Consider the following 19,855-nt stretch of genomic DNA (forward strand, 5'->3'; position numbering starts at 1 on the left):
CCTTTATTTATCTTTTAATCCAAGACCCAAATCAATGAGTTTGAGTTTCACTTCTTCCAAACTCTTGCGTCCAAGATTTCGTACTTTCATCATCTCTGCTTCAGATTTTTCTGTCAAATCATGCACAGTATTGATACCGGCACGTTTCAAACAGTTGTATGAACGCACAGACAAGTCCAGTTCCTCAATCGTACGATCCAAAATACGATCGTCAGATTCAGTATCAGCTTCTTTCATCACTTCAGTTGACTTAGCAATCTCAGTAAGATTTGTAAACAAATCAAGATGTTCTGTCAAAATACGTGCTGAAAGCCCTAAAGCATCTTCTGGAATAATTGTTCCATTTGTCAAGATTTCAAGGGTTAATTTGTCAAAACCATCGTTGCTACCTACACGAGCAGGTTCCACTTGATAGTTGACTTTGGTAACTGGTGTATAAATAGAATCTACAGCAAGTGTCCCAACTGGTGCATTATCTTTTTTATTTTCATCAGCAGGTACATATCCACGACCACTGTTAACAGTCATAGTCGCTTTTAGCGAAGAACCTTCACCGATTGTAAAGAGATAATGATCTGGATTTACAATTTCAATATCGCTATCTGTCAAAATGTCACCGGCTGTTACTTCAGCAGGACCTTCAACATCTAGTTCGATGATTTTTTCGTCTTCAACGTACGATTTCACTGCAATTCCTTTAATGTTCAGAATGATTTGCATCACGTCTTCACGAACACCTGGAACTGTGTCAAACTCATGTAACACACCATCAATATTGATAGATGTCACAGCTGCTCCTGGTAGAGAAGCTAGAAGTACACGACGAAGAGAGTTACCAAGAGTTGTACCGTAGCCACGTTCAAGTGGTTCGATTACAAACTTGCCATAATCTTTATTTTCATCAATTTTTGTTATATTTGGTTTTTCAAACTCGATCATTTAGTTACTCCCTCTTAAACGAAAAGCAGTGTAATGCGATGATTATACACGGCGACGTTTTGGAGGACGAGCACCATTGTGTGGCACTGGAGTCACATCACGAATTGCTGTTACTTCAAGACCAGCGGCAGCAAGCGCACGAATAGCTGACTCACGACCAGAACCTGGACCTTTTACAGTAACTTCAACTGATTTAAGACCGTGTTCTTGTGCAGATTTAGCAGCAGCTTCAGAAGCCATTTGAGCAGCGAATGGTGTAGATTTACGAGAACCTTTGAAACCAAGAGCACCAGCTGATGACCAAGCAATTGCATTACCATGCACATCAGTAATCATAACAATAGTGTTATTAAATGTAGCGTGAATATGAGCAATACCAGATTCGATATTCTTTTTCACACGACGTTTACGTGTTGGTTTAGCCAAGACTTTTACCTCCTATATTATTTTTTCTTACCAGCAATCGCAACAGCTTTACCTTTACGAGTGCGAGCGTTGTTTTTAGTGTTTTGTCCACGGACAGGAAGTCCACGACGGTGACGGATACCACGGTATGAACCGATTTCCATCAAACGTTTGATGTTCAAGTTTACTTCACGACGAAGGTCACCTTCAACTTTGATTGCATCCACTTCACGACGGATAGCATCTTCTTGATCTGATGTAAGATCACGTACACGAACATCTTCTGAGATTCCAGCAGCAGCCAAAATTTTCTTAGATGTTGCAAGTCCGATACCATAAACATAAGTCAATGAGATTACTACGCGTTTGTCATTTGGAATGTCAACTCCAGCAATACGAGCCATGTTTTCTCCTTTCTATCTTATCCTTGACGTTGTTTGTGTTTTGGATTTGCTGGGCAAATTACCATAACACGACCATTACGACGAATAACTTTACAGTATTCGCAAATTGGTTTGACCGATGGTCTTACTTTCATTTCTTATCCCTCCAAGTTTTTCGATTATTTAAAGCGGTAAGTGATACGTCCACGTGTCAAGTCATATGGACTCATTTCGACAGTAACACGATCTCCCGCTAAAATACGAATATAGTTTTTACGAATTTTACCAGAAACTGTTGCTAAAATCTGATGTCCATTTTCAAGTTCAACCGTAAACATTGCATTCGGCATTGTATCAACTACTTTGCCTTCAACTTCAATCACATCGTCTTTTGCCACGCAAAAGCACCTCCATAAATTTCGATTCGATGCCTCTAGACACAGAGACAACAATTATAAGTCAGACTATCTCAGTATAACATTTGTAGCGGATTTTTGCAAGTGTGAAAAACGCTTTATTTCAAATTTGTCAATACTTTTTCGATATCTGAGAAGACATCATTGATATCTTGATTACCTTCGATGTCATGAACCAAACCTTTGGCACGGTAGTGAGCAATGATTGGTTCCCCTTGAGCAATATTCACATCCAAACGACGTTTTACTGTCTCAGGCTTATCATCTTCACGTTGGTAGTAATCTTCTTCTTTATAGTCAACTGGTGGGTTAAAGACCTTGTGGAAAGTTTCTCCAGTTACTCGGTGGATGATACGGCCACTCAAACGTTCCAAGAGGCTGTCAGGGTTCACTTCAATGTTGATGACACCTTCTAGTTCAATGCCAAGTTCAGCCAATGTTTTGTCCAAGGCATGAGCTTGTTCGATTGTACGTGGGTAACCATCCAACAAGAATCCTGTTTCTTTAATATCATCTTGTGAAAGACGTTCTTTTACGATCCCATTTGTAACTTCGTCAGGAACCAATTCACCCTTGTCAATGTATGACTTGGCAAGAACACCCATTTCAGTTTGATTTGCCATAGCAGCACGGAACATATCACCTGTTGAGATATGTGCAACATGGAATTGTTCTACGATTTTTGCTGCTTGAGTTCCCTTACCTGCACCAGGTAAGCCCATAATCAAAAGATTCATGATTTGATCTCCTTATTTTATTTTTAAATAGAAGCAAAAAGTCTTTTCACTCCTATTTAAAAACAAAATAGAAGAGGGGAGACCAAACTCTTACAAATGTTAGAGTTAAACCTCCACTCCCTCAGCATTTACTATTCAAGTAAATACTTCTATTTTATTCTGTTCTATCCATGAAACCAACATACTTACGTTTCAGTAAGTAACCTTCTAATTGCTTGATTCCTTCAATACCTGTAGAGATAATGATCAAAAGACTAGTACCTCCAAAAGCAACTGCTTCTGAAAGTCCAAAGATATCTTTTGCCACAATCGGTAATATGGAAATCACACCAAGGAAGAGGGAACCAACAGTTGCAAGACGACGAAGAAGTTTAGACATATATTCTTCTGTACCTTTACCAGGACGGACTCCGTGGATATAGGCACCGCTCTTTTGTAGGTTCTCTGCCGCTTTTTCAGGATTAATCTGTACAAACGTATAGAAGAATGTAAAGAGAATAATCAACAAAGCATACATGGCAATACCAGTTGGTGAAGTTGTTGCCAGCATTTCTTGTGCTGTTCTTACCCAAGCCCAATCATGACCTGTAGCGCTCAAAAACTGAAGAATAGCCGCTGGCGCTGCAGTAATCGAACTTGCAAAGATAACAGGGATAACTCCAGCAGGGTTTACCTTCAAAGGAAGGTAAGAGCTAGATGGAGCACCTTGTGCAACCTTAGTATATTGGATTGGAATTTTGTATTCTGCTTGTTGAACATAAGTTGTAAAGTAAATGATCAACAAAACAGTAATAATCAAAATGATTACGAAAATGATAGATGAGTTGATACGGCTACTTGGGACGTTCACAAAGTAGTCCACATAGATGCCCTGAATCATCTCTGGAATTGAGGCAACAATCCCGGCAAAGATAATCATAGAAACACCATTTCCGTATCCCTTATCTGTAATTTGCTCTCCCAACCAAGTCACAATCATGCTACCAGCTGTTAAGATGATACCAATCATGATAAAGACTTGTGGAGTAAGAGCTGTTTTCAACAATTGAGCTCCAGCCAAAGTATTAAAACCAGCTGTAATCCCGATAGATTGCACAAAGGCTAGAACAAGAGCAATATAACGAGTAGCTTGATTTAATTTTCTTCGACCTACTTCCCCTTGTTTACCCCACTCTACAAACTTGGGTAAAATATCCATTTGCAAGAGTTGGACAACGATAGAGGCCGTAATGTAGGGACTAACACCAAGAGCAAAAACTGAGAAGTTTTTCATGGCATTCCCTGACACCAAGCTCAACATGTTTAAGAAGGATAATCCACTTAAAGCATTCAAGCTATTGGCATTCACACCGGGAACTGTAATGCTAGTTCCGATACGAAAGACCAAAACGATAAAAATTGTAAATAAAATTTTTGATCGAACCTGCTTGACTTTAAGAGCTTCTCTTAATAATTTAAAAAACATAGGTCACCTCTCTTAGATGACTTCTACTGAACCACCTTTAGCAGTGATAGCTTCTTCAGCTGATTTAGAGAATTTAGCTGCTTTCACAGTCAATTTCTTAGTCAACTCACCGTTACCAAGAATTTTAATACCTGATTTTTCAGCTTTAACAATTCCTGCTTCGATAAGAACAACTGGAGTAACTTCAGCACCATCTTCAAAGACGTTCAATTGGTCAAGGTTCACAATTGCGTATTCTTTAGCGTTGATGTTAGTGAATCCACGTTTTGGAAGACGACGGAACAATGGAGTTTGTCCACCTTCAAAACCAAGGCGAACTCCGCCACCGCTACGAGCTTTTTGACCTTTTTGACCACGACCAGATGTTTTACCGTTACCTGATGAAGTACCACGACCAACGCGGTTACGTACTTTACGAGAACCTTCTGCAGGTTTCAATTCATGAAGTTTCATTTTTATTTTCTCCTCTTTTGTAAAATGCTAGCGCCGATAAGGGAGAAAAGGTTGTCTCCCCCATCAACTCGCCTATACGACGTCATCATAGATGACTATATCTAGTTTTAGGGGATGGTATAGTGCACATCCCCTAAAAATTCATTAGTTTACTTCTTCAACTGTTACCAAGTGAGATACTGCTGTGATCATACCACGGATTGCAGCGTTATCTTCTTTAATAACAGAGCTGTTTAATTTGCCAAGTCCAAGTGCTACAACAGTTTTACGTTGTGATGGAATGCGTCCGATTGGAGACTTAGTCAAAGTAATTTTAATTTGAGCCATTTTATCCCCTTTCTTATGCTAAATCAGAAACTGAGATACCACGAAGGGCAGCAACTTCTTCAGCGCGTTTCAATTGTTTCAAACCTTCAACAGTTGCACGAACAATGTTGATTGGAGTGTTAGAACCAAGTGATTTAGATGTAATATCTGCCACACCTGCCAATTCCACAACGGCACGAACTGCACCACCAGCGGCAACTCCAGAACCTTCTACAGCAGGTTTCAACAATACTTTAGCTCCACCGAATTCTGAAAGAACTTCGTGTGGGATTGTTGTTCCAACCATAGGAACTTCGATCAAGTTTTTCTTAGCATCATCTACTGCTTTACGGATTGCTTCTGGAACTTCTTGAGCTTTACCAGTACCAAATCCTACGCGACCGTTGTGGTCACCAACAACAACAAGAGCTGCGAAACGAAGACGACGTCCACCTTTAACAACTTTTGTAACACGGTTGACAGCAACTACGCGTTCTTCTAATTCAACTGCATTGTCTTTAAATGCCATTTTCTAGTGTCCTCCTATTAGAATTTCAATCCGTTTTCACGAGCTGCATCAGCCAAAGCTTTCACACGTCCGTGATATAGATATCCACCGCGGTCGAACACCACTTCTGAAATACCTTTAGCGTTTGCACGTTCTGCAACGAGTTTACCGACAGCAACGGCTTGTTCAGTTTTAGTTCCTTTTGAAACTTCTTTGTCAAGAGTTGAAGCACTTGCGAGCGTTACACCCGCTACGTCATCAATCACTTGAGCGTAGATGCCTGTATTAGAACGGAATACGTTCAAACGTGGGCGATCAGCAGTTCCAGAGAGTTTTCCGCGAACGCGACGGTGGCGTTTTTGGCGGAGTTTGTTTTTATCTGGTTTTGAAATCACAGTTTTCACCTCTTTAGTTTTAAATCGTGTGCTATGCACAAAGTTGGAAAATAGGTTGGTGGTTGAGAATCAACCACTCAACATTATTTACCTGTTTTACCTTCTTTACGGCGAACGAATTCACCAACGTAACGAATACCTTTACCTTTATATGGTTCTGGTGAACGAAGGCTACGTACGTAAGCAGCTGTTTGACCAACTACTTCTTTTGAAATTCCGCTAACAACGATTGTTGTTGGGTTTGGAAGTTCAAAAGTAATTCCTTCTGGAGCTTCAACTTCGTCTGGATGAGATTTACCAACAGCCAAAACAAGTTTAGATCCTTGAAGTTGTGCACGGTAACCAACCCCGCGCATTTCAAGTTCTTTCTTGAATCCTTCTGATACACCAATAACCATGTTGTTCAAAAGGGCACGAGTAGTTCCGTGGATAGTTTTCATCTCTTTTGAATCGTTTGGACGGTGAAGAGTTACTTCAGTACCTTCCACACGGATTTCAATATCTTTTGAGAACTCACGAGTAAGTTCTCCTTTAGGTCCTTTTACAGTTACAACGTTGTCATTGTTAGTGATTTCAACACCAGCAGGCAACACGATAACTTTATTACCAATACGTGACATGTTTATTTTCTCCTGTTAGATTGTCAGGCCAGAACGGCCAGTTTTCACGGGGGCTAAATCGATTTCTCGATTTAAAGGAACATTTAGGTTTCAATTTCAAAGTGAATCTAGGCATCGTCTCGCAGGCATAACTTTAGGTTAGGCAAGAGACGATAACGAAGAGTCACAAAGAAATTGAGAGCTAAATATTACCAAACGTAAGCGATAACTTCTCCACCAACATTCTTTTGGCGTGCTTCTTTGTCAGTAAGCAAACCTTCAGAAGTTGAAAGGATAGCAATTCCAAGTCCGTTAAGAACTTTTGGAAGGTCTTCACGTTTTTTGTAGACACGAAGTCCTGGTTTAGAAACACGTTTCAAGTTAGTGATAACTTTTTCACCGTTTGGTCCGTATTTAAGGAAAACACGGATGATGCCTTGTTTGTCATCTTCGATGATTTCAACGTTTTTTACAAAACCTTCGCGTTTAAGGATTTCAGCAATCCCTTTTTTAATGTTTGATGCAGGTACTTCAAGTACTTCGTGTTTAGCTTGGTTAGCGTTACGAATACGAGTTAGGAAGTCTGCGATTGGGTCAGTCATAACCATTTTGTTTTTCTCCTCTTACTAGTAGTTTGCAAGTTGCACTTGCTAGTTAATACATGATACAAAGAGCGTAACAGCAAGAGCAAAAATAGGCAATTTGATGTAGGAGCGAAGCTCCAAAGAAAATTGGTCTTTTTTGCCAAAGCTGTAGCTCGTGTTCAAATTGGCAAGCCCAACTGAACCCGAGCTAAACTCTGTGTGAAAAAGATAAACTTTCCTAGAAACTTCAGTTTCTTCGTCAAGTTTCCTATTTTCACTTAGAGTTTTGACGCCCTTGATATCTTAAATTACCAAGATGCTTTTGTTACACCAGGGATTTGTCCTTTGTAAGCTAATTCACGGAAGCAAACACGGCAAAGTTTAAATTTGCGGTAAACTGAATGTGGACGACCACATTTTTCACAACGAGTATAAGCTTGAGTAGAGAACTTCGCTGGACGTTTGTTCTTAGCAATCATTGATTTTTTAGCCATTAGATTTACCTCCTATATTATTTTGCAAAAGGCATTCCAAGGCCTGTAAGCAATGCACGTGACTCTTCGTCAGTGTTAGCAGTAGTTACGATAACGATGTCAAGACCACGAGTTTTGTCAACGTCATCGAAGTTGATTTCTGGGAAGATCAATTGTTCTTTCACACCAAGTGTGTAGTTTCCGCGTCCATCAAATGATTTTGTTGGAACACCGTGGAAGTCACGTACACGTGGAAGTGAAACTGAAACCAATTTATCCAAGAATTCGTACATACGTTCACCACGAAGGGTAACTTTTGCACCGATCGCAACACCTTCACGAAGACGGAAGCCGGCGATTGATTTTTTAGCTTTAGTGATAAGTGGTTTTTGACCTGAGATAAGTGCCAATTCTTCAGCAGCTTTTTCAAGGCTTTTAGCGTTTGATACAGCTTCACCAACACCCATGTTCAAAACGATCTTATCTACTTTAGGCACAGCCATCACTGATGAGTAGTTGAATTGTTCTGTCAAAGCAGGAACTACTTCATTAAGATATTTTTCTTTTAAACGATTTGCCATTATACTTCTCCTTTCCTTCGTGATTAATCAAGCACTTCGCCTGATTTTTTGTTGTAGCGAACTTTTTTACCGTCTACAAATTTGTAACCAACACGACCAGCTACACCATTTTTGTCCAAAACTTGAACGTTTGATACGTGGATAGCTGCTTCTTTCTCGATGATACCACCTTGAGGAAGCTCGTTAGTTGGACGTTGGTGTTTCTTAACGATATTAACACCTTCAACGATAACTTTGTTTACTTTTGGAAGGGCAGTAAGGACAACAGCTTCTGTTCCCTTATCTTTACCAGCGATTACGCGAACTTTGTCGCCTTTTTTTACAAACATTAGGTTTCTCCTTGATTTTTCTTACGCCCATAAGGGCACCCTGGAGGTAAATCCAGGGGACTAGTTTGTTTCTAAAAATTAAAGTACTTCTGGAGCAAGTGACACGATCTTCATGAAGCCACCTTCACGCAATTCACGTGCAACTGGGCCAAAGATACGTGTTCCGCGAGGAGTTTTGTCTTCACGGATGATAACTGCTGCGTTTTCGTCAAACTTGATGTATGAACCATCAGCACGACGAGCACCTGATTTAGTACGAACGATAACTGCTTTAACAACGTCACCTTTTTTAACCGCACCACCAGGAGTAGCTTGTTTTACAGATGCCACGATAACATCACCGATGTTTGCAAATTTACGTCCTGAACCACCAAGAACTTTGATAGTCAAGATTTCGCGAGCACCGCTGTTGTCTGCGACTTTCAAACGAGTTTCTGTTTGAATCATTTCAGTTTTCTCCTTTCAGGTTTGATTAGATGATGACCGCTTCTTCAACAACTTCTACAAGACGGAAACGTTTTGTAGCTGAAAGCGGACGAGTTTCCATGATACGTACGATATCGCCTTCTTTGGCAACATTGTTTTCATCATGAGCTTTGTATTTTTTAGAGTAGTTAATACGTTTACCATAGACTGGGTGGTTACGTTTTGTTTCAACTACAACTGTGATTGTCTTGTCCATTTTGTCAGATACAACACGTCCAACAAGAACTTTACGATTATTGCGTTCCATTGAAATTTCTCCTTCCCTAGTCTATTATTTCGCTTCAGATTGAACTGTTTTGATACGAGCGATTTGTTTTTTAACTTCTTTCAAGCGAGCTGTTTGTTCCAATTGACCAGTAGCAGCTTGGAAACGAAGTTCAAACAATTCTTTTTTCAATTCGTTTTCGCGCTTCGCGAGTTCTTCTTGAGAAAGACCACGAAGTTCTTTAACAAATTCTTTTACTTCATTAAGTTTCATGCCTTCTCCTTATTCTGCTTCACGTTTTACGAATTTACATTTAACTGGCAATTTGTGGCTAGCTAGACGAAGCGCTTCGCGTGCAATCTCTTCAGATACACCAGCGATTTCGAACATCACTTTACCACGTTTAACTGGTGCTACCCAACCTTCAGGTGCCCCTTTACCAGATCCCATACGCACACCGATAGCTTTAGCAGTGTATGATTTGTGTGGGAAGATTTTAATCCAAACTTTACCACCACGTTTCATGTAACGAGTCATGGCGATACGAGCAGCTTCGATTTGGCGGTTAGTGATCCAGTGGCTAGTTGTAGCTTGAAGACCGTATTCACCGAATGCTACTTCTTTTCCACCTTTTGCTTCACCGCGCATTTTTCCACGGAATTCACGACGGTGTTTAACACGTTTAGGTACTAACATTGGTTATTTACCTCCTTTAGTGTTTTTGCGAGCTGGAAGAACTTCACCACGGTAGATCCATACTTTAACACCAAGTTTACCGTATGTAGTATCTGCTTCTTCCCAAGCGTAATCGATATCTGCACGAAGTGTGTGAAGTGGAACAGTTCCTTCAGAGTATCCTTCAGCACGGGCGATATCTGCACCGTTCAAACGACCTGATACTTGAGTTTTGATTCCTTTAGCTCCAGCACGCATTGCACGTTGGATTGCTTGTTTTTGTGCACGACGGAAAGCAACACGTTGCTCCAATTGACGAGCAATTCCTTCACCTACAAGGTGAGCATCCAAATCAGGTTGTTTGATTTCGATGATGTTGATGTGTACTTGTTTTCCAGTCAATTTGTTAAGTTTCGCACGGAGTGCATCAACGTTAGCACCACCTTTACCGATAACCATACCTGGTTTAGCAGTGTGAAGTGAAACGTTAACTTTGTTTACTGCGCGTTCGATTTCGATAGTTGAAACTGCTGCGTCAGCAAGTTCTTTTTGAACGAATTTACGGATTGCAAGATCTTCATGAAGGTAATCCGCGTATTCTTTTTCAGCATACCATTTGGCATCCCAATCACGGATGATGCCGACACGCATACCAATTGGATGTACTTTTTGACCCACGATTTTACCTCCTTATTTTTCTGCAACAGCTACAGTGATGTGAGCTGTACGTTTGTTGATTGGTGAAGCTGAACCTTTCGCACGTGGACGGAAACGTTTCATAGTTGGTCCTTCGTTTGCGAATGCTTCAGATACTACCAAGTTAGCTTTATCCAAACCAAAGTTGTTTTCAGCGTTAGCTATAGCTGAGTTCAAAACTTTCAAGATGATTTCAGCGGCTTTGTTTGGAGTGAATGTCAAGATTGCGATTGCATCGGCTACGCTTTTACCACGGATGTTATCAAGAACAAGACGTGATTTACGAGGTGAAACACGTACTGTACGAGCCATTGCTTTAGCTGAAGTAATTTCTGCCATTTATGTTCTCCTTATTTTCTACGTGTTTTCTTGTCGTCTGCAGCGTGACCTTTGTAAGTACGAGTTGGTGCAAATTCACCAAGTTTGTGACCTACCATGTCTTCTTGGATGTAAACAGGTACGTGTTTACGTCCGTCATAAACTGCAATAGTGTAACCAATGAAACTTGGGAAGATCGTTGAACGACGTGACCAAGTTTTAATAACTTTTTTCTTTTCGTCGTTAGCTTGAGCTTCAACTTTTTTCATCAAATGCTCATCGACGAAAGGTCCTTTTTTAAGACTGCGTCCCATTTTTATATTTTCTCCTTTAAATGTTGTACCACAGCGGCTTGCGCTCCTATGGAGCGCTACCGAGCTGGCGGATTTACTAGTTGCTTAAGCGACTAGTTTAATATTATTTCTCGTTGCGACGACGAACGATAAGTTTGTCAGATTTCGCTTTCTTGTTACGAGTTTTAAGACCAAGAGCAGGTTTGCCCCATGGAGTAGATGGTGCTTTACGACCAACTGGTGCTTTACCTTCACCACCACCGTGTGGGTGATCGTTAGGGTTCATTACAGAACCACGAACTGTTGGGCGGATACCTTTCCAACGGCTACGTCCTGCTTTACCAAGGTTTACAAGTCCGTGTTGTTCGTTTCCGACAACACCAACTGTAGCACGGCAAGTTCCAAGAATCATACGAACTTCACCTGATTGAAGACGAACAAGAACGTATTTACCTTCAGAACCCAATACTTGAGCAGATGCACCAGCAGCACGTACCAATTCACCACCACGACCAGGTTTCAACTCGATGTTGTGGATCAAAGTACCAACTGGGATGTTAGCAAGTGGAAGAGCGTTTCCGACTTTGATATCTGCTTCTGGACCTGAAACGATACGTTGACCTACTTCAAGACCTTTTGGAGCGATGATGTATGCTTTCACACCGTCAGTGTAGTGTACAAGAGCGATGTTTGCAGAACGGTTTGGATCGTACTCGATTGTTTTAACAACTGCTTCAACGTTGTCTTTGTTACGTTTGAAGTCAACCAAACGGTAGAAACGTTTGTGTCCACCACCTTGGTGACGAACTGTGATACGACCGTTGTTGTTACGACCAGCCTTGCTCTTCAATGCAACAAGCAATGATTTTTCAGGAGTGCTTGTTGTGATTTCAGCGAAATCCAAAGAAGTCATATTACGGCGACCGTTTGTTGTTGGTTTATAAACACGAATTCCCACGATATTTCCTCCTTAGATTATTCAGCTTCAGCAGCAAACAACTCGATTGCTTTAGAATCAGCTGTAAGTGTGATGATAGCTTTTTTAGTTTTGTTAGTAAAACCAGTGTAACGTCCAACACGTTTAGCTTTTGGTTTTACGTTGATTGTGTTAACATTAGCAACTTTAACACCTTCGAAAGCAGCTTCAACAGCTTGCTTGATCAAAAGTTTGTGTGCACGAGTGTCAACTTCAAATACATATTTTCCTGCTTCAAGTTGAGCCATTGAGCTTTCAGTGATGACAGGTTTTTTGATAACATCATACAAATTCATTATGCAAGAACCTCCTCGATTTTAGAGATAGCTGCTTGAGTAACAAGAAGTTTGTCACTATTTGCGATGTCAAGAACACTTGCAGTTGTAGCAGTCGCAACTTTCACGTTTGGAAGGTTACGAGCTGAGAGAGCTGCGAATTCGTTTCCTTCTTCAAGAATAACAAGGACTTTAGAATCGATGCTCAAAGCTGCAAGAACTTTTGCAAATTCAGCAGTTTTTGGAGCTGTAAATTCAAGAGAATCAACGGCTACAAATTTATTTTCAGCAACTTTTTCTGAGTAAACAGATTTAAGTGCAAGGCGACGAACTTTTTGAGGAAGTTTGTACGCATAGCTACGTGGAGTTGGTCCGAAGACGATTCCACCACCACGCCATTGTGGAGAGCGGATAGAACCTTGACGAGCACGTCCAGTTCCTTTTTGACGCCATGGTTTGCGTCCGCCACCTGAAACAGCTGAGCGGTTTTTAACTGCGTGAGTTCCTTGACGAAGGCTAGCACGTTGGCTGATGATCACATCAAACACAACAGATTGGTTTGGTTCGATACCAAAGATTGCATCGTTAAGAACAACTTCGCCCGCTTGTTTACCAGTTTGGTCGAATAATGTTACATTTGCCATTTTGACTGTATTCCCCTTTCCTTATTATTTACCAGCTTTAACTGCTGACTTGATAGTGATAAGAGATTTCTTAGCACCTGGTACGTTACCTTTGATAAGGATAACGTTCTTTTCTGGAACAACTTGTACAACTTCAAGGTTTTGAATTGTTACGCGGTCGCCACCCATACGTCCTGCAAGGTTTTTACCTTTGAACACACGGTTAGGTGCAACAGGTCCCATAGAACCTGGACGACGGTGGTAACGAGAACCGTGAGCCATTGGTCCACGTGATTGTCCGTGGCGCTTGATAACACCTTGGAAACCTTTACCTTTAGAAGTACCAGTTACGTCAACAACGTCCCCAGCTGCGAATGTTTCAACTGTAATTTCAGCACCAACTTCCAAGCCTTCAACGTTTTTGAATTCACGAATGAAGCGCTTAGGAGCCGTGTTAGCTTTCGCTACATGTCCTTTAGCAGGTTTGTTGCTCAATACTTCGCGTTTGTCATCGAAACCAACTTGGATAGCGTTGTATCCGTCTGTTTCAACAGTTTTAACTTGAAGAACAACGTTTGGAGTTGCTTCAATAACTGTTACAGGGATCAATTCGCCAGCTTCAGTGAAGATTTGAGTCATTCCCACTTTTTTCCCTAAGATTCCTTTTGTCATGAGAAAATAGTTCCTTTTCTATATTTTTTATTCAAAAAGTTTTTAACGAGCGTTTTTTATGCTCAAGTCTAAGATACAAAGGGCGTCAAACTCAAAGTGAAAATAGGAAACTGACGCAGTGTCTAGCAGACACTAGGAAGTTTATCTTTTTCACACCGAGTTTAGCCCGTGTTCAATTAGATTGAAACACCAGCCTCTGCTCTTTTATATTTTAGATTAAAGTTTGATTTCTACGTGCACACCACTTGGAAGATCCAATTTCATCAACGCATCAACTGTTTTTTGAGTTGGGTTAACGATATCAATCAAACGTTTGTGTGTACGCATTTCAAATTGTTCGCGAGAGTCTTTGTATTTGTGAGTCGCACGAATGATTGTGTAGAGGCTACGTTCAGTTGGAAGTGGGATTGGACCCGCAACTTGTGCACCTGTACGAGTAGCTGATTCTACGATTTTTGCAGCCGCTGTGTCAAGCGTACGGTGTTCGTAAGCTTTCAAACGGATACGGATTTTTTTGTTTGCCATCTTTTTCTCCTTTTCGTCTATTTAAGATAATAGGCTAGCTCCACAAGAAAACCGACGCGGTGTTGCGTGGCAATGCAACCGAGCGTGTCGCAACCTCTTGCATCAAAGCTAAGGCTGTAATTTACAGCACCATAATAGAATAACACAAAGCCCCTGCGATTGCAAGGGATTTGTTGCTGTTTTTTAAAATTTTTAACATGAAAATGTTTTCTTTTTTGGCGGGTCATTTATTTAAGTATTTTATGGAAGAAAGTTACTCTCTCTTCACCTGTTCATAGCTTTCTTTTCCGTCATTAAGCTTATCCCAAATCACTACTTGCCCACTTTTGAGAGATTTTTGCACATCGATAATTCGTTGGTTGGACGAACCTCGAAACTGAAGCATGAAATTTCTCTTAGTTCGGTCATACCGTCCATCGACAAGGATGTCAATTAGCGACAATAGTTCCAGTTTATCTGGAGTTTCCAACATCATTTCTTCCCAAGTATAGCCCGTCCAGGACCAGATGTCTTTATCTGGCACTTCCTTCCGAATGCGCTTAACGAGTGGCAAAAGAATACCCGTATTGAGAAAGGGCTCCCCTCCCAGCAAGGTCAAGCCTTGAACATAAGGTTGAGCGAGATCAGCCATGATCTGTTCTTCTAATTCTGCTGTATAGGGAATGCCAGCATTGAAGGACCAGGTCGCTACATTATAACACCCCTCGCAGTGAAACATGCAACCTGATACATAGAGGGAGTTACGCACACCCTCTCCATCTACAAAGTTGAAGGCCTTGTAATCAATAATCCGCCCTTGACTGAGTTCTTCGCTTTTCCATTCTTGTGGTTTTGGATTATTCATTCGCTACCTCTATCCAATAACGCTCGACTCCATTACGAACATCCTCAAGAAGCCCACCATTTGCTAAAATGACTGCTCTGCTAGCAGGATTATTCACGCTACAGGTCACAAGCGTTCTCTTGATGTTCTTTTCCTTAGCAACTTGCAAGCCATGACGGAGAGTCTCTTTAGCATAACCTTTGCCTCTTTCTGATGGACGAATGGAGTAGCCAATGTGGCCAGCATAATTCAATAACCCCTCATTCAGTCTCAATCGCAGATTCAAAAATCCTAGAGCACGACCTACATCATCAAATGATACAAATTGAATAGAAGGAACACGATTTTCAGGCAAGTTTATTCCCATCTCTTTTTGCATATTTGTTTCCAACCACTCTTCATACACAAAGTTCTCTGTATCCCAAAAGCCCCCATCGTGAGGCGACTGATATTTTTCAAATTCCTCCATCATGTCTATAATAGCTTTCTTATCTGCTAGTCTTGGTCTACGTAGTTCCATCCTTACCTCCCACTATGAGAAAAGCGAGAGCTGACTCTCACTTTTATTTTTGCTTGTTCTTGTTTAAAAATTGTTCTCTGAGGCTGAGCAAACGTTCTTTCTTACCAGCTCCACCTTTAGAATGTTTCTCGTGATAACGGGTCACTTGTGCACGCCCCTTATCGTCTAATTGATATTTTCCCATTTCATTTCTTTCTAATTTGTTACTTGATGGCCAGCTATTTTAATCGTTGAACCATTCATGTGTTTAACACGCGCAGCGATTTCCTTGTGACGGCCATTGACCATAGGTCTTGCTTGAGGATTGCCAAGATAGCCACAAGTCCGTTTAACAACGTCTACTGTTTTAGGGTCGCTATTGCCACAGTTTGGACAAGCAAATCCTCTTTCAGTTGGTTCAAAATCCCCTTCAAAGTCACACTTGTAGCAACGGTCAATCGGAGTATTGGTTCCTAGATAGCCAACTCGGTCATAAGCATAGTCCCAGACAGCTTCCAGGGCCTTAGGATTTTGTTGAAGGACTGGATACTCACAATAATGGATGAAACCACCTGACGCACCTGCTTCTGGATAAACTTTCTCAAAGTCTAATTTTTCAAACGGTGTTGGATTTTTACGAACATCGTAGTGGAAAGAGTTGGTGTAGTATTCCTTGTCTGTGATATCAGGAATAGAGCCAAACTTCTCTGTATCTAGTCGGCAGAAACGGTCTGTCAGACTTTCAGATGGTGTTGAATAAATTGAGAAATGGTAACCATATTGATCAGACCACTCTTCTACACGGCGTTTCATATCGTGAATGATGTCTAGCGTGAATTCCTTAGCATCTGGATTACTTTCCCAGCTATTTCCAAAGAAGACTGTCGCTACCTCGTACAAACCGATGTAACCCAACGAAACGGTTGCACGACGATTCTTAAAGAGCTGGTCAACACTTTCTTCTTTACCTAGACGATGGCCAAAAGCACCATACTGATAAAGGATAGGAGCATTGACTGGTGTCGCTTCCTTGGTCCGTTCGACACGGTAAACCAGAGCATCTTCTGCGATATTCATACGCTCGTTGAAGATTTCCCAGAACTTATTCATGTCGCCCTCAGACTCGAGAGCGATGCGAGGAAGGTTGACCGTCACAACACCCAGATTCATGCGACCTGAATTGACTTCTACGCCATTCTCGTCTTTCCATCCTTGAAGGAAAGAACGACAACCCATAGGAACCTTGAAAGAACCTGTCAAATCAACAATCTTATCATAGGACAAGACGTCTGGATACATTCGCTTGGTTGCGCACTCTAGAGCCAACTGTTTGATGTCATAGTTTGGAGTCCCTTCCTCCAAGTTAAGGCCTCTTTTAAGCGTAAAGATAAGTTTAGGGAAGATAGCTGTGCGGTGTTCTGAACCAAGCCCCTTGATCCGAATGGTCAAGATAGCTTTTTGAATTTCACGCTCAAAACGACTAGTTCCTAGACCAAAACCTAGTGAAGTAAAGGGTGTTTGGCCATTTGAAGTGAAGAGAGTATTGATTTCATACTCAAGAGATTGCATGGCATCATAGATGTCTTTTTGCGTTTTCTTCCAGGCATAATCTTCCCGTTTTTCAGGCAAGACCCACTCTTCTGCATCTTTGAGATGTTTTTGATAATTCTTCTCTGCGTAAGGCGCCAAAACTTCATCAATACGGTCAGCTGAACAGCCACCGTACTGGCTAGAAGCAACGTTGGCGATAATTTGGGAAATCTGAGCTGTCGCAGTCTGGATAGACTTGGGACTCTCTACTTCTGCATTCCCAATCTTAAAACCATTTTCCAACATCCCTTTAAAATCAATCAAACAGCAGTTGGTCATAGGGGTATAGGGGCTGTAGTCCAAGTCATGATAGTGGATATCGCCTTTTTGGTGGGCATTGGCTACGTGCTTAGGGAGCATTTGTAGCCCGATTGACTTCCCAACAATCCCTGCTGTCAAATCACGCTGGGTGTTGAAGACATCGCTGTCTTTATTGGCATTTTCATTGACAACTGCTTGATCTTTATTGAGCAGCTTATGGATACTAAAGTTAATATCTGTCGCTTTTGAGCGCTCAAAATCTCTCTGTGTACGATAAGTAATATACTCCTCAGCCAATGCATATTCTTTGGCTTCAAGCAGTTCATGTTCTACGATATTTTGAATTTCGTAAATCTTAACCCCCTGTGGAAAGCGACTATGAATTTCTGTGACAATTCGCTCGGTCAGAGCATTTAGGCGCTTTTCGACTAAGGGTGTCACATCCATAACCTTGTCTGCCGCCTTGTGGAGAGCCTTGTCAATCTTGTCCACATCAAATACAACACGTCTCCCATCTCGTTTTTCAACGAAGAGAGTTGGCAAAATTGTAATTTTTTCTTCTAGTGCAATCATATGCATGCTCTTTTCTAAAATGTTCTTTCTAAAAAGTATTATACCACTCTAAAAAGAAAAATCAATATCTTGTGGTAAAAAACCTAATTTTTTTAAAAATCCACAAGATATTGATTTTGTTATTTGATTTTATAGACTTTAAACTCTGAGTAATCAGTCTTTACTTGTTGGTAATTTTCTTTCAAGAGTGTTTCCACTTCAGACCAGAGCGCCACCTTGTCGTTCACCACAACCAACTTAGGTTGATTTTCTTTCAAGTCATGAATCAAGCCGGCTTTATTTTCTTCTGTATTCGTGTAAAGAAGAGGGGATGTGAACATGGATCCAGCCAAACGCTGGCTTTCCTTATACATCTGAACATGTGAATCCCAGATATAGATTTGGTCTCCCTCACTCGTCTCTTGTTTGACTCTGTCTACTACTTGATGTTGTTCCCTATAAGAAGCTGGATGCAAGACAAAACGAGCTACAAAAGGAATAGCAATCAGATAAACCACCACTAGGATCGGTAGGTAGAGATTTCCCTTCATGAATTTTTTCCATAGAGTAGGAACATCTTCTCTTCTCAGACGACGAGCTCCCCTAGCTGAATGTTTCCCACGAATACTGGTCATCAAAAGAAGGAGTAAAAATGGAAGGAGTAGAATCAAACGCGAACCGTGAAGAGGTTCTTGAGAAAAAAGCAACAAGGCTAATACAAATATGAAAGCAAAACTAACTGGTACGGAAATAACATATAATCTTGATGCCTTTGATTGGAACAATCCTAGAAAAACAAGGAAGAGAGCTCCTAAACCAAAGGTCAACAAACCATAGAATACAACATTATCCATTAGTTGAGGATTGGTAAAGATCTGGAGGGAATCAATCGGATATAAAAGACTTCCTAGAGCTTCTCCAAAACCACCTGAAGCAAGAACATAATACCCTACTGGGTAAAAGATGAGAGAAAAGCCAAGTGCTGCTGCAAAAAACTGATAAACTCCATGAGCAAGGCGACCATGCCCAACATTAAAGACAAATAAACCAATCGTCACTACTGCAGTAAAAAGAAGACTTGTAAGAGGCTCTATGAAAAATGATAGGGCAAAAAAAATCCCCAGACGTAGAAATCCCTTGTCATGATTAGGATTTGATAGATAAGCTGCTATAAATGAAAATCCTGCAAACAGGAATGGCAGAGCTAAGATAGTAGCATAACCTCCTCCAAAACCAAGACCAGACACCAAGATATAAAATATGGTTAGGAGTTGCTTGGCTTGTTCCCTTTGTCCCGTCAAATACTCTGTCGAAGAAAAGAGGAAACAACCTCCTCCTAAGAGAGCCAACCATTCTACCAAGGCAAAAAGAATGCCTCCTTGGGTGATGTAAAGTAGTAAATAATAAAGTAGACCTTGACCAGCATAATAGCTACTGTAGAGCTGTCCTCCTTGATGTAAAGCCCACCCTATATACAAATCCTGAGCCTGAGAAGGACTTACCATATCTAAAAGTAAAGGTATCACCACAGAAAAAACCGTTGCAATCGTACTTCCAATGATGAGTCTAAAAAACGGAAAAGCTACCTGTTCTTCTTTTTCTACATGAGATTCAAGCTTCCTATCCAGTCTATTTTCAATTTCATTCCTCTGTATCGTTTCGGATACTTCTTCTATTCTGCCATATACAGCCATATCGTTTCTCCTATTCAATTTATCTGTCTTAGTATATCAAAAAGACCTAAAATTGTCAGCTTGCGATGGCTGTTTGAGTGATTTTTTGCATAGTTTCACAAAGGTTTCAATTTCCCGAA

At 40.9% G+C, this 19,855-nt stretch carries 33 protein-coding genes; all 33 read right to left on the reverse strand.

What is annotated here, in order from left to right; all coding sequences use genetic code 11:
- Positions 1–3: 3 nt before the first annotated feature.
- Entirely contained in the window at positions 4–939 is a 936-nt protein-coding gene (locus HMPREF2701_RS05700) for a DNA-directed RNA polymerase subunit alpha (RefSeq protein ID WP_000568988.1), read from the reverse strand.
- Positions 940–981: 42 nt separating this feature from the next.
- A complete protein-coding gene (gene rpsK / locus HMPREF2701_RS05705; RefSeq protein WP_001118385.1) occupies positions 982–1,365 on the reverse strand; it encodes a 30S ribosomal protein S11 in 384 nt (127 codons plus the stop codon).
- A 17-nt stretch (positions 1,366–1,382) separates the two neighbouring features.
- Entirely contained in the window at positions 1,383–1,748 is a 366-nt protein-coding gene (gene rpsM, locus HMPREF2701_RS05710) for a 30S ribosomal protein S13 (RefSeq protein WP_000090781.1), read from the reverse strand.
- A 17-nt stretch (positions 1,749–1,765) separates the two neighbouring features.
- A complete protein-coding gene (gene rpmJ, locus HMPREF2701_RS05715) occupies positions 1,766–1,882 on the reverse strand; it encodes a 50S ribosomal protein L36 (RefSeq protein ID WP_001808836.1) in 117 nt (38 codons plus the stop codon).
- A 24-nt stretch (positions 1,883–1,906) separates the two neighbouring features.
- The gene (infA, locus tag HMPREF2701_RS05720; RefSeq protein ID WP_001029883.1) at positions 1,907–2,125 is read right to left on the reverse strand and encodes a translation initiation factor IF-1; all 219 of its coding nucleotides are present in this window, start codon (positions 2,123–2,125) and stop codon (positions 1,907–1,909) included.
- A gap of 116 nt (positions 2,126–2,241) precedes the next feature.
- A complete protein-coding gene (locus HMPREF2701_RS05725) occupies positions 2,242–2,880 on the reverse strand; it encodes an adenylate kinase (RefSeq protein ID WP_001050436.1) in 639 nt (212 codons plus the stop codon).
- 154 nt (positions 2,881–3,034) lie between these two features.
- Positions 3,035–4,345, reverse strand: a complete 1,311-nt coding sequence (gene secY / locus HMPREF2701_RS05730; RefSeq protein ID WP_061589619.1) for a preprotein translocase subunit SecY — start codon at positions 4,343–4,345, stop codon at positions 3,035–3,037.
- 12 nt (positions 4,346–4,357) lie between these two features.
- A complete protein-coding gene (gene rplO / locus HMPREF2701_RS05735) occupies positions 4,358–4,798 on the reverse strand; it encodes a 50S ribosomal protein L15 (RefSeq protein ID WP_000766087.1) in 441 nt (146 codons plus the stop codon).
- A 144-nt stretch (positions 4,799–4,942) separates the two neighbouring features.
- Positions 4,943–5,125: a 50S ribosomal protein L30 gene (rpmD, locus tag HMPREF2701_RS05740; RefSeq protein ID WP_000057241.1), complete on the reverse strand. Its 183-nt coding sequence runs from the start codon at positions 5,123–5,125 to the stop codon at positions 4,943–4,945.
- 13 nt (positions 5,126–5,138) lie between these two features.
- Positions 5,139–5,633 (reverse strand): 30S ribosomal protein S5, encoded by a 495-nt coding sequence (gene rpsE / locus HMPREF2701_RS05745; protein ID WP_000874202.1) that lies wholly within the window; start codon positions 5,631–5,633, stop codon positions 5,139–5,141.
- A 17-nt stretch (positions 5,634–5,650) separates the two neighbouring features.
- The gene (rplR, locus tag HMPREF2701_RS05750) at positions 5,651–6,007 is read right to left on the reverse strand and encodes a 50S ribosomal protein L18 (RefSeq protein ID WP_000624044.1); all 357 of its coding nucleotides are present in this window, start codon (positions 6,005–6,007) and stop codon (positions 5,651–5,653) included.
- An 83-nt stretch (positions 6,008–6,090) separates the two neighbouring features.
- Positions 6,091–6,627: a 50S ribosomal protein L6 gene (rplF, locus tag HMPREF2701_RS05755; RefSeq protein ID WP_000086624.1), complete on the reverse strand. Its 537-nt coding sequence runs from the start codon at positions 6,625–6,627 to the stop codon at positions 6,091–6,093.
- A gap of 188 nt (positions 6,628–6,815) precedes the next feature.
- Complete coding sequence (gene rpsH, locus HMPREF2701_RS05760; protein WP_000245504.1) at positions 6,816–7,214, reverse strand: 30S ribosomal protein S8; 399 nt, start codon at positions 7,212–7,214, stop codon at positions 6,816–6,818.
- A 284-nt stretch (positions 7,215–7,498) separates the two neighbouring features.
- Entirely contained in the window at positions 7,499–7,684 is a 186-nt protein-coding gene (locus tag HMPREF2701_RS05765; RefSeq protein WP_001085697.1) for a type Z 30S ribosomal protein S14, read from the reverse strand.
- A gap of 17 nt (positions 7,685–7,701) precedes the next feature.
- The gene (rplE, locus tag HMPREF2701_RS05770) at positions 7,702–8,244 is read right to left on the reverse strand and encodes a 50S ribosomal protein L5 (protein WP_000013542.1); all 543 of its coding nucleotides are present in this window, start codon (positions 8,242–8,244) and stop codon (positions 7,702–7,704) included.
- A 23-nt stretch (positions 8,245–8,267) separates the two neighbouring features.
- Entirely contained in the window at positions 8,268–8,573 is a 306-nt protein-coding gene (rplX, locus tag HMPREF2701_RS05775) for a 50S ribosomal protein L24 (RefSeq protein ID WP_000497691.1), read from the reverse strand.
- A gap of 78 nt (positions 8,574–8,651) precedes the next feature.
- The gene (gene rplN, locus HMPREF2701_RS05780) at positions 8,652–9,020 is read right to left on the reverse strand and encodes a 50S ribosomal protein L14 (protein ID WP_000616545.1); all 369 of its coding nucleotides are present in this window, start codon (positions 9,018–9,020) and stop codon (positions 8,652–8,654) included.
- 25 nt (positions 9,021–9,045) lie between these two features.
- Positions 9,046–9,306 (reverse strand): 30S ribosomal protein S17, encoded by a 261-nt coding sequence (gene rpsQ, locus HMPREF2701_RS05785; protein ID WP_000440801.1) that lies wholly within the window; start codon positions 9,304–9,306, stop codon positions 9,046–9,048.
- Between the two features lie 24 nt (positions 9,307–9,330).
- A complete protein-coding gene (gene rpmC, locus HMPREF2701_RS05790) occupies positions 9,331–9,537 on the reverse strand; it encodes a 50S ribosomal protein L29 (RefSeq protein ID WP_000772918.1) in 207 nt (68 codons plus the stop codon).
- A 9-nt stretch (positions 9,538–9,546) separates the two neighbouring features.
- Positions 9,547–9,960: a 50S ribosomal protein L16 gene (gene rplP, locus HMPREF2701_RS05795; protein ID WP_000960946.1), complete on the reverse strand. Its 414-nt coding sequence runs from the start codon at positions 9,958–9,960 to the stop codon at positions 9,547–9,549.
- A gap of 3 nt (positions 9,961–9,963) precedes the next feature.
- On the reverse strand, positions 9,964–10,617 hold the full coding sequence (gene rpsC, locus HMPREF2701_RS05800) for a 30S ribosomal protein S3 (RefSeq protein WP_000529936.1): 654 nt from the start codon (positions 10,615–10,617) through the stop codon (positions 9,964–9,966).
- 12 nt (positions 10,618–10,629) lie between these two features.
- Entirely contained in the window at positions 10,630–10,974 is a 345-nt protein-coding gene (gene rplV / locus HMPREF2701_RS05805; protein WP_070482421.1) for a 50S ribosomal protein L22, read from the reverse strand.
- Between the two features lie 11 nt (positions 10,975–10,985).
- Positions 10,986–11,267 carry a 30S ribosomal protein S19 gene (gene rpsS / locus HMPREF2701_RS05810; protein WP_000533766.1) on the reverse strand — a complete coding sequence of 94 codons (282 nt, stop codon included), beginning with the start codon at positions 11,265–11,267 and terminating at the stop codon, positions 10,986–10,988.
- A 103-nt stretch (positions 11,268–11,370) separates the two neighbouring features.
- Complete coding sequence (rplB, locus tag HMPREF2701_RS05815; RefSeq protein WP_000512911.1) at positions 11,371–12,204, reverse strand: 50S ribosomal protein L2; 834 nt, start codon at positions 12,202–12,204, stop codon at positions 11,371–11,373.
- A 17-nt stretch (positions 12,205–12,221) separates the two neighbouring features.
- Entirely contained in the window at positions 12,222–12,518 is a 297-nt protein-coding gene (locus HMPREF2701_RS05820; RefSeq protein ID WP_001055347.1) for a 50S ribosomal protein L23, read from the reverse strand.
- Entirely contained in the window at positions 12,518–13,141 is a 624-nt protein-coding gene (rplD, locus tag HMPREF2701_RS05825; RefSeq protein WP_000024549.1) for a 50S ribosomal protein L4, read from the reverse strand. Before rplD ends, HMPREF2701_RS05820 begins: the two co-directional genes overlap by 1 nt.
- A 24-nt stretch (positions 13,142–13,165) precedes the next feature.
- Positions 13,166–13,792: a 50S ribosomal protein L3 gene (gene rplC, locus HMPREF2701_RS05830; protein ID WP_000160197.1), complete on the reverse strand. Its 627-nt coding sequence runs from the start codon at positions 13,790–13,792 to the stop codon at positions 13,166–13,168.
- 216 nt (positions 13,793–14,008) lie between these two features.
- Complete coding sequence (gene rpsJ / locus HMPREF2701_RS05835) at positions 14,009–14,317, reverse strand: 30S ribosomal protein S10 (RefSeq protein ID WP_070482424.1); 309 nt, start codon at positions 14,315–14,317, stop codon at positions 14,009–14,011.
- Positions 14,318–14,570: 253 nt separating this feature from the next.
- On the reverse strand, positions 14,571–15,161 hold the full coding sequence (gene nrdG, locus HMPREF2701_RS05840) for an anaerobic ribonucleoside-triphosphate reductase activating protein (RefSeq protein ID WP_070482426.1): 591 nt from the start codon (positions 15,159–15,161) through the stop codon (positions 14,571–14,573).
- Positions 15,154–15,660 (reverse strand): GNAT family N-acetyltransferase, encoded by a 507-nt coding sequence (locus HMPREF2701_RS05845; protein ID WP_070482428.1) that lies wholly within the window; start codon positions 15,658–15,660, stop codon positions 15,154–15,156. The genes nrdG and HMPREF2701_RS05845 overlap by 8 nt, the downstream gene beginning before the upstream one ends.
- Positions 15,661–15,703: 43 nt before the next feature.
- Entirely contained in the window at positions 15,704–15,844 is a 141-nt protein-coding gene (locus HMPREF2701_RS05850; protein ID WP_070482430.1) for a hypothetical protein, read from the reverse strand.
- A gap of 11 nt (positions 15,845–15,855) precedes the next feature.
- Complete coding sequence (gene nrdD / locus HMPREF2701_RS05855) at positions 15,856–18,063, reverse strand: anaerobic ribonucleoside-triphosphate reductase (protein WP_070482542.1); 2,208 nt, start codon at positions 18,061–18,063, stop codon at positions 15,856–15,858.
- A gap of 119 nt (positions 18,064–18,182) precedes the next feature.
- Positions 18,183–19,736: a damage-inducible protein CinA gene (locus HMPREF2701_RS05860; RefSeq protein WP_070482432.1), complete on the reverse strand. Its 1,554-nt coding sequence runs from the start codon at positions 19,734–19,736 to the stop codon at positions 18,183–18,185.
- Positions 19,737–19,855 lie beyond the last annotated feature (119 nt).

The organism is Streptococcus sp. HMSC077D04 (assembly GCF_001808785.1).
Taxonomy (GTDB): Bacteria; Bacillota; Bacilli; order Lactobacillales; family Streptococcaceae; genus Streptococcus; species Streptococcus mitis_BX.

Bases quoted from the DNA above. Each gene is read 5' to 3' on its own strand.
- HMPREF2701_RS05700 (WP_000568988.1), bottom strand. From the start codon at position 939: ATGATCGAGTTTGAAAAACCAAATATAACAAAAATTGATGAAAATAAA.
- rpsM (WP_000090781.1), bottom strand. From the start codon at position 1,748: ATGGCTCGTATTGCTGGAGTTGACATTCCAAATGACAAACGCGTAGTA.
- rpmJ (WP_001808836.1), bottom strand. From the start codon at position 1,882: ATGAAAGTAAGACCATCGGTCAAACCAATTTGCGAATACTGTAAAGTT.
- HMPREF2701_RS05725 (WP_001050436.1), bottom strand. From the start codon at position 2,880: ATGAATCTTTTGATTATGGGCTTACCTGGTGCAGGTAAGGGAACTCAA.
- secY (WP_061589619.1), bottom strand. From the start codon at position 4,345: ATGTTTTTTAAATTATTAAGAGAAGCTCTTAAAGTCAAGCAGGTTCGA.
- rplO (WP_000766087.1), bottom strand. From the start codon at position 4,798: ATGAAACTTCATGAATTGAAACCTGCAGAAGGTTCTCGTAAAGTACGT.
- rpmD (WP_000057241.1), bottom strand. From the start codon at position 5,125: ATGGCTCAAATTAAAATTACTTTGACTAAGTCTCCAATCGGACGCATT.
- rpsE (WP_000874202.1), bottom strand. From the start codon at position 5,633: ATGGCATTTAAAGACAATGCAGTTGAATTAGAAGAACGCGTAGTTGCT.
- rplF (WP_000086624.1), bottom strand. From the start codon at position 6,627: ATGTCACGTATTGGTAATAAAGTTATCGTGTTGCCTGCTGGTGTTGAA.
- rpsH (WP_000245504.1), bottom strand. From the start codon at position 7,214: ATGGTTATGACTGACCCAATCGCAGACTTCCTAACTCGTATTCGTAAC.
- HMPREF2701_RS05765 (WP_001085697.1), bottom strand. From the start codon at position 7,684: ATGGCTAAAAAATCAATGATTGCTAAGAACAAACGTCCAGCGAAGTTC.
- rplE (WP_000013542.1), bottom strand. From the start codon at position 8,244: ATGGCAAATCGTTTAAAAGAAAAATATCTTAATGAAGTAGTTCCTGCT.
- rplX (WP_000497691.1), bottom strand. From the start codon at position 8,573: ATGTTTGTAAAAAAAGGCGACAAAGTTCGCGTAATCGCTGGTAAAGAT.
- rplN (WP_000616545.1), bottom strand. From the start codon at position 9,020: ATGATTCAAACAGAAACTCGTTTGAAAGTCGCAGACAACAGCGGTGCT.
- rpsQ (WP_000440801.1), bottom strand. From the start codon at position 9,306: ATGGAACGCAATAATCGTAAAGTTCTTGTTGGACGTGTTGTATCTGAC.
- rpmC (WP_000772918.1), bottom strand. From the start codon at position 9,537: ATGAAACTTAATGAAGTAAAAGAATTTGTTAAAGAACTTCGTGGTCTT.
- rplP (WP_000960946.1), bottom strand. From the start codon at position 9,960: ATGTTAGTACCTAAACGTGTTAAACACCGTCGTGAATTCCGTGGAAAA.
- rplV (WP_070482421.1), bottom strand. From the start codon at position 10,974: ATGGCAGAAATTACTTCAGCTAAAGCAATGGCTCGTACAGTACGTGTT.
- rpsS (WP_000533766.1), bottom strand. From the start codon at position 11,267: ATGGGACGCAGTCTTAAAAAAGGACCTTTCGTCGATGAGCATTTGATG.
- HMPREF2701_RS05820 (WP_001055347.1), bottom strand. From the start codon at position 12,518: ATGAATTTGTATGATGTTATCAAAAAACCTGTCATCACTGAAAGCTCA.
- rplD (WP_000024549.1), bottom strand. From the start codon at position 13,141: ATGGCAAATGTAACATTATTCGACCAAACTGGTAAACAAGCGGGCGAA.
- rplC (WP_000160197.1), bottom strand. From the start codon at position 13,792: ATGACAAAAGGAATCTTAGGGAAAAAAGTGGGAATGACTCAAATCTTC.
- rpsJ (WP_070482424.1), bottom strand. From the start codon at position 14,317: ATGGCAAACAAAAAAATCCGTATCCGTTTGAAAGCTTACGAACACCGT.
- nrdG (WP_070482426.1), bottom strand. From the start codon at position 15,161: ATGAATAATCCAAAACCACAAGAATGGAAAAGCGAAGAACTCAGTCAA.
- HMPREF2701_RS05845 (WP_070482428.1), bottom strand. From the start codon at position 15,660: ATGGAACTACGTAGACCAAGACTAGCAGATAAGAAAGCTATTATAGAC.
- HMPREF2701_RS05850 (WP_070482430.1), bottom strand. From the start codon at position 15,844: ATGGGAAAATATCAATTAGACGATAAGGGGCGTGCACAAGTGACCCGT.
- nrdD (WP_070482542.1), bottom strand. From the start codon at position 18,063: ATGATTGCACTAGAAGAAAAAATTACAATTTTGCCAACTCTCTTCGTT.
- HMPREF2701_RS05860 (WP_070482432.1), bottom strand. From the start codon at position 19,736: ATGGCTGTATATGGCAGAATAGAAGAAGTATCCGAAACGATACAGAGG.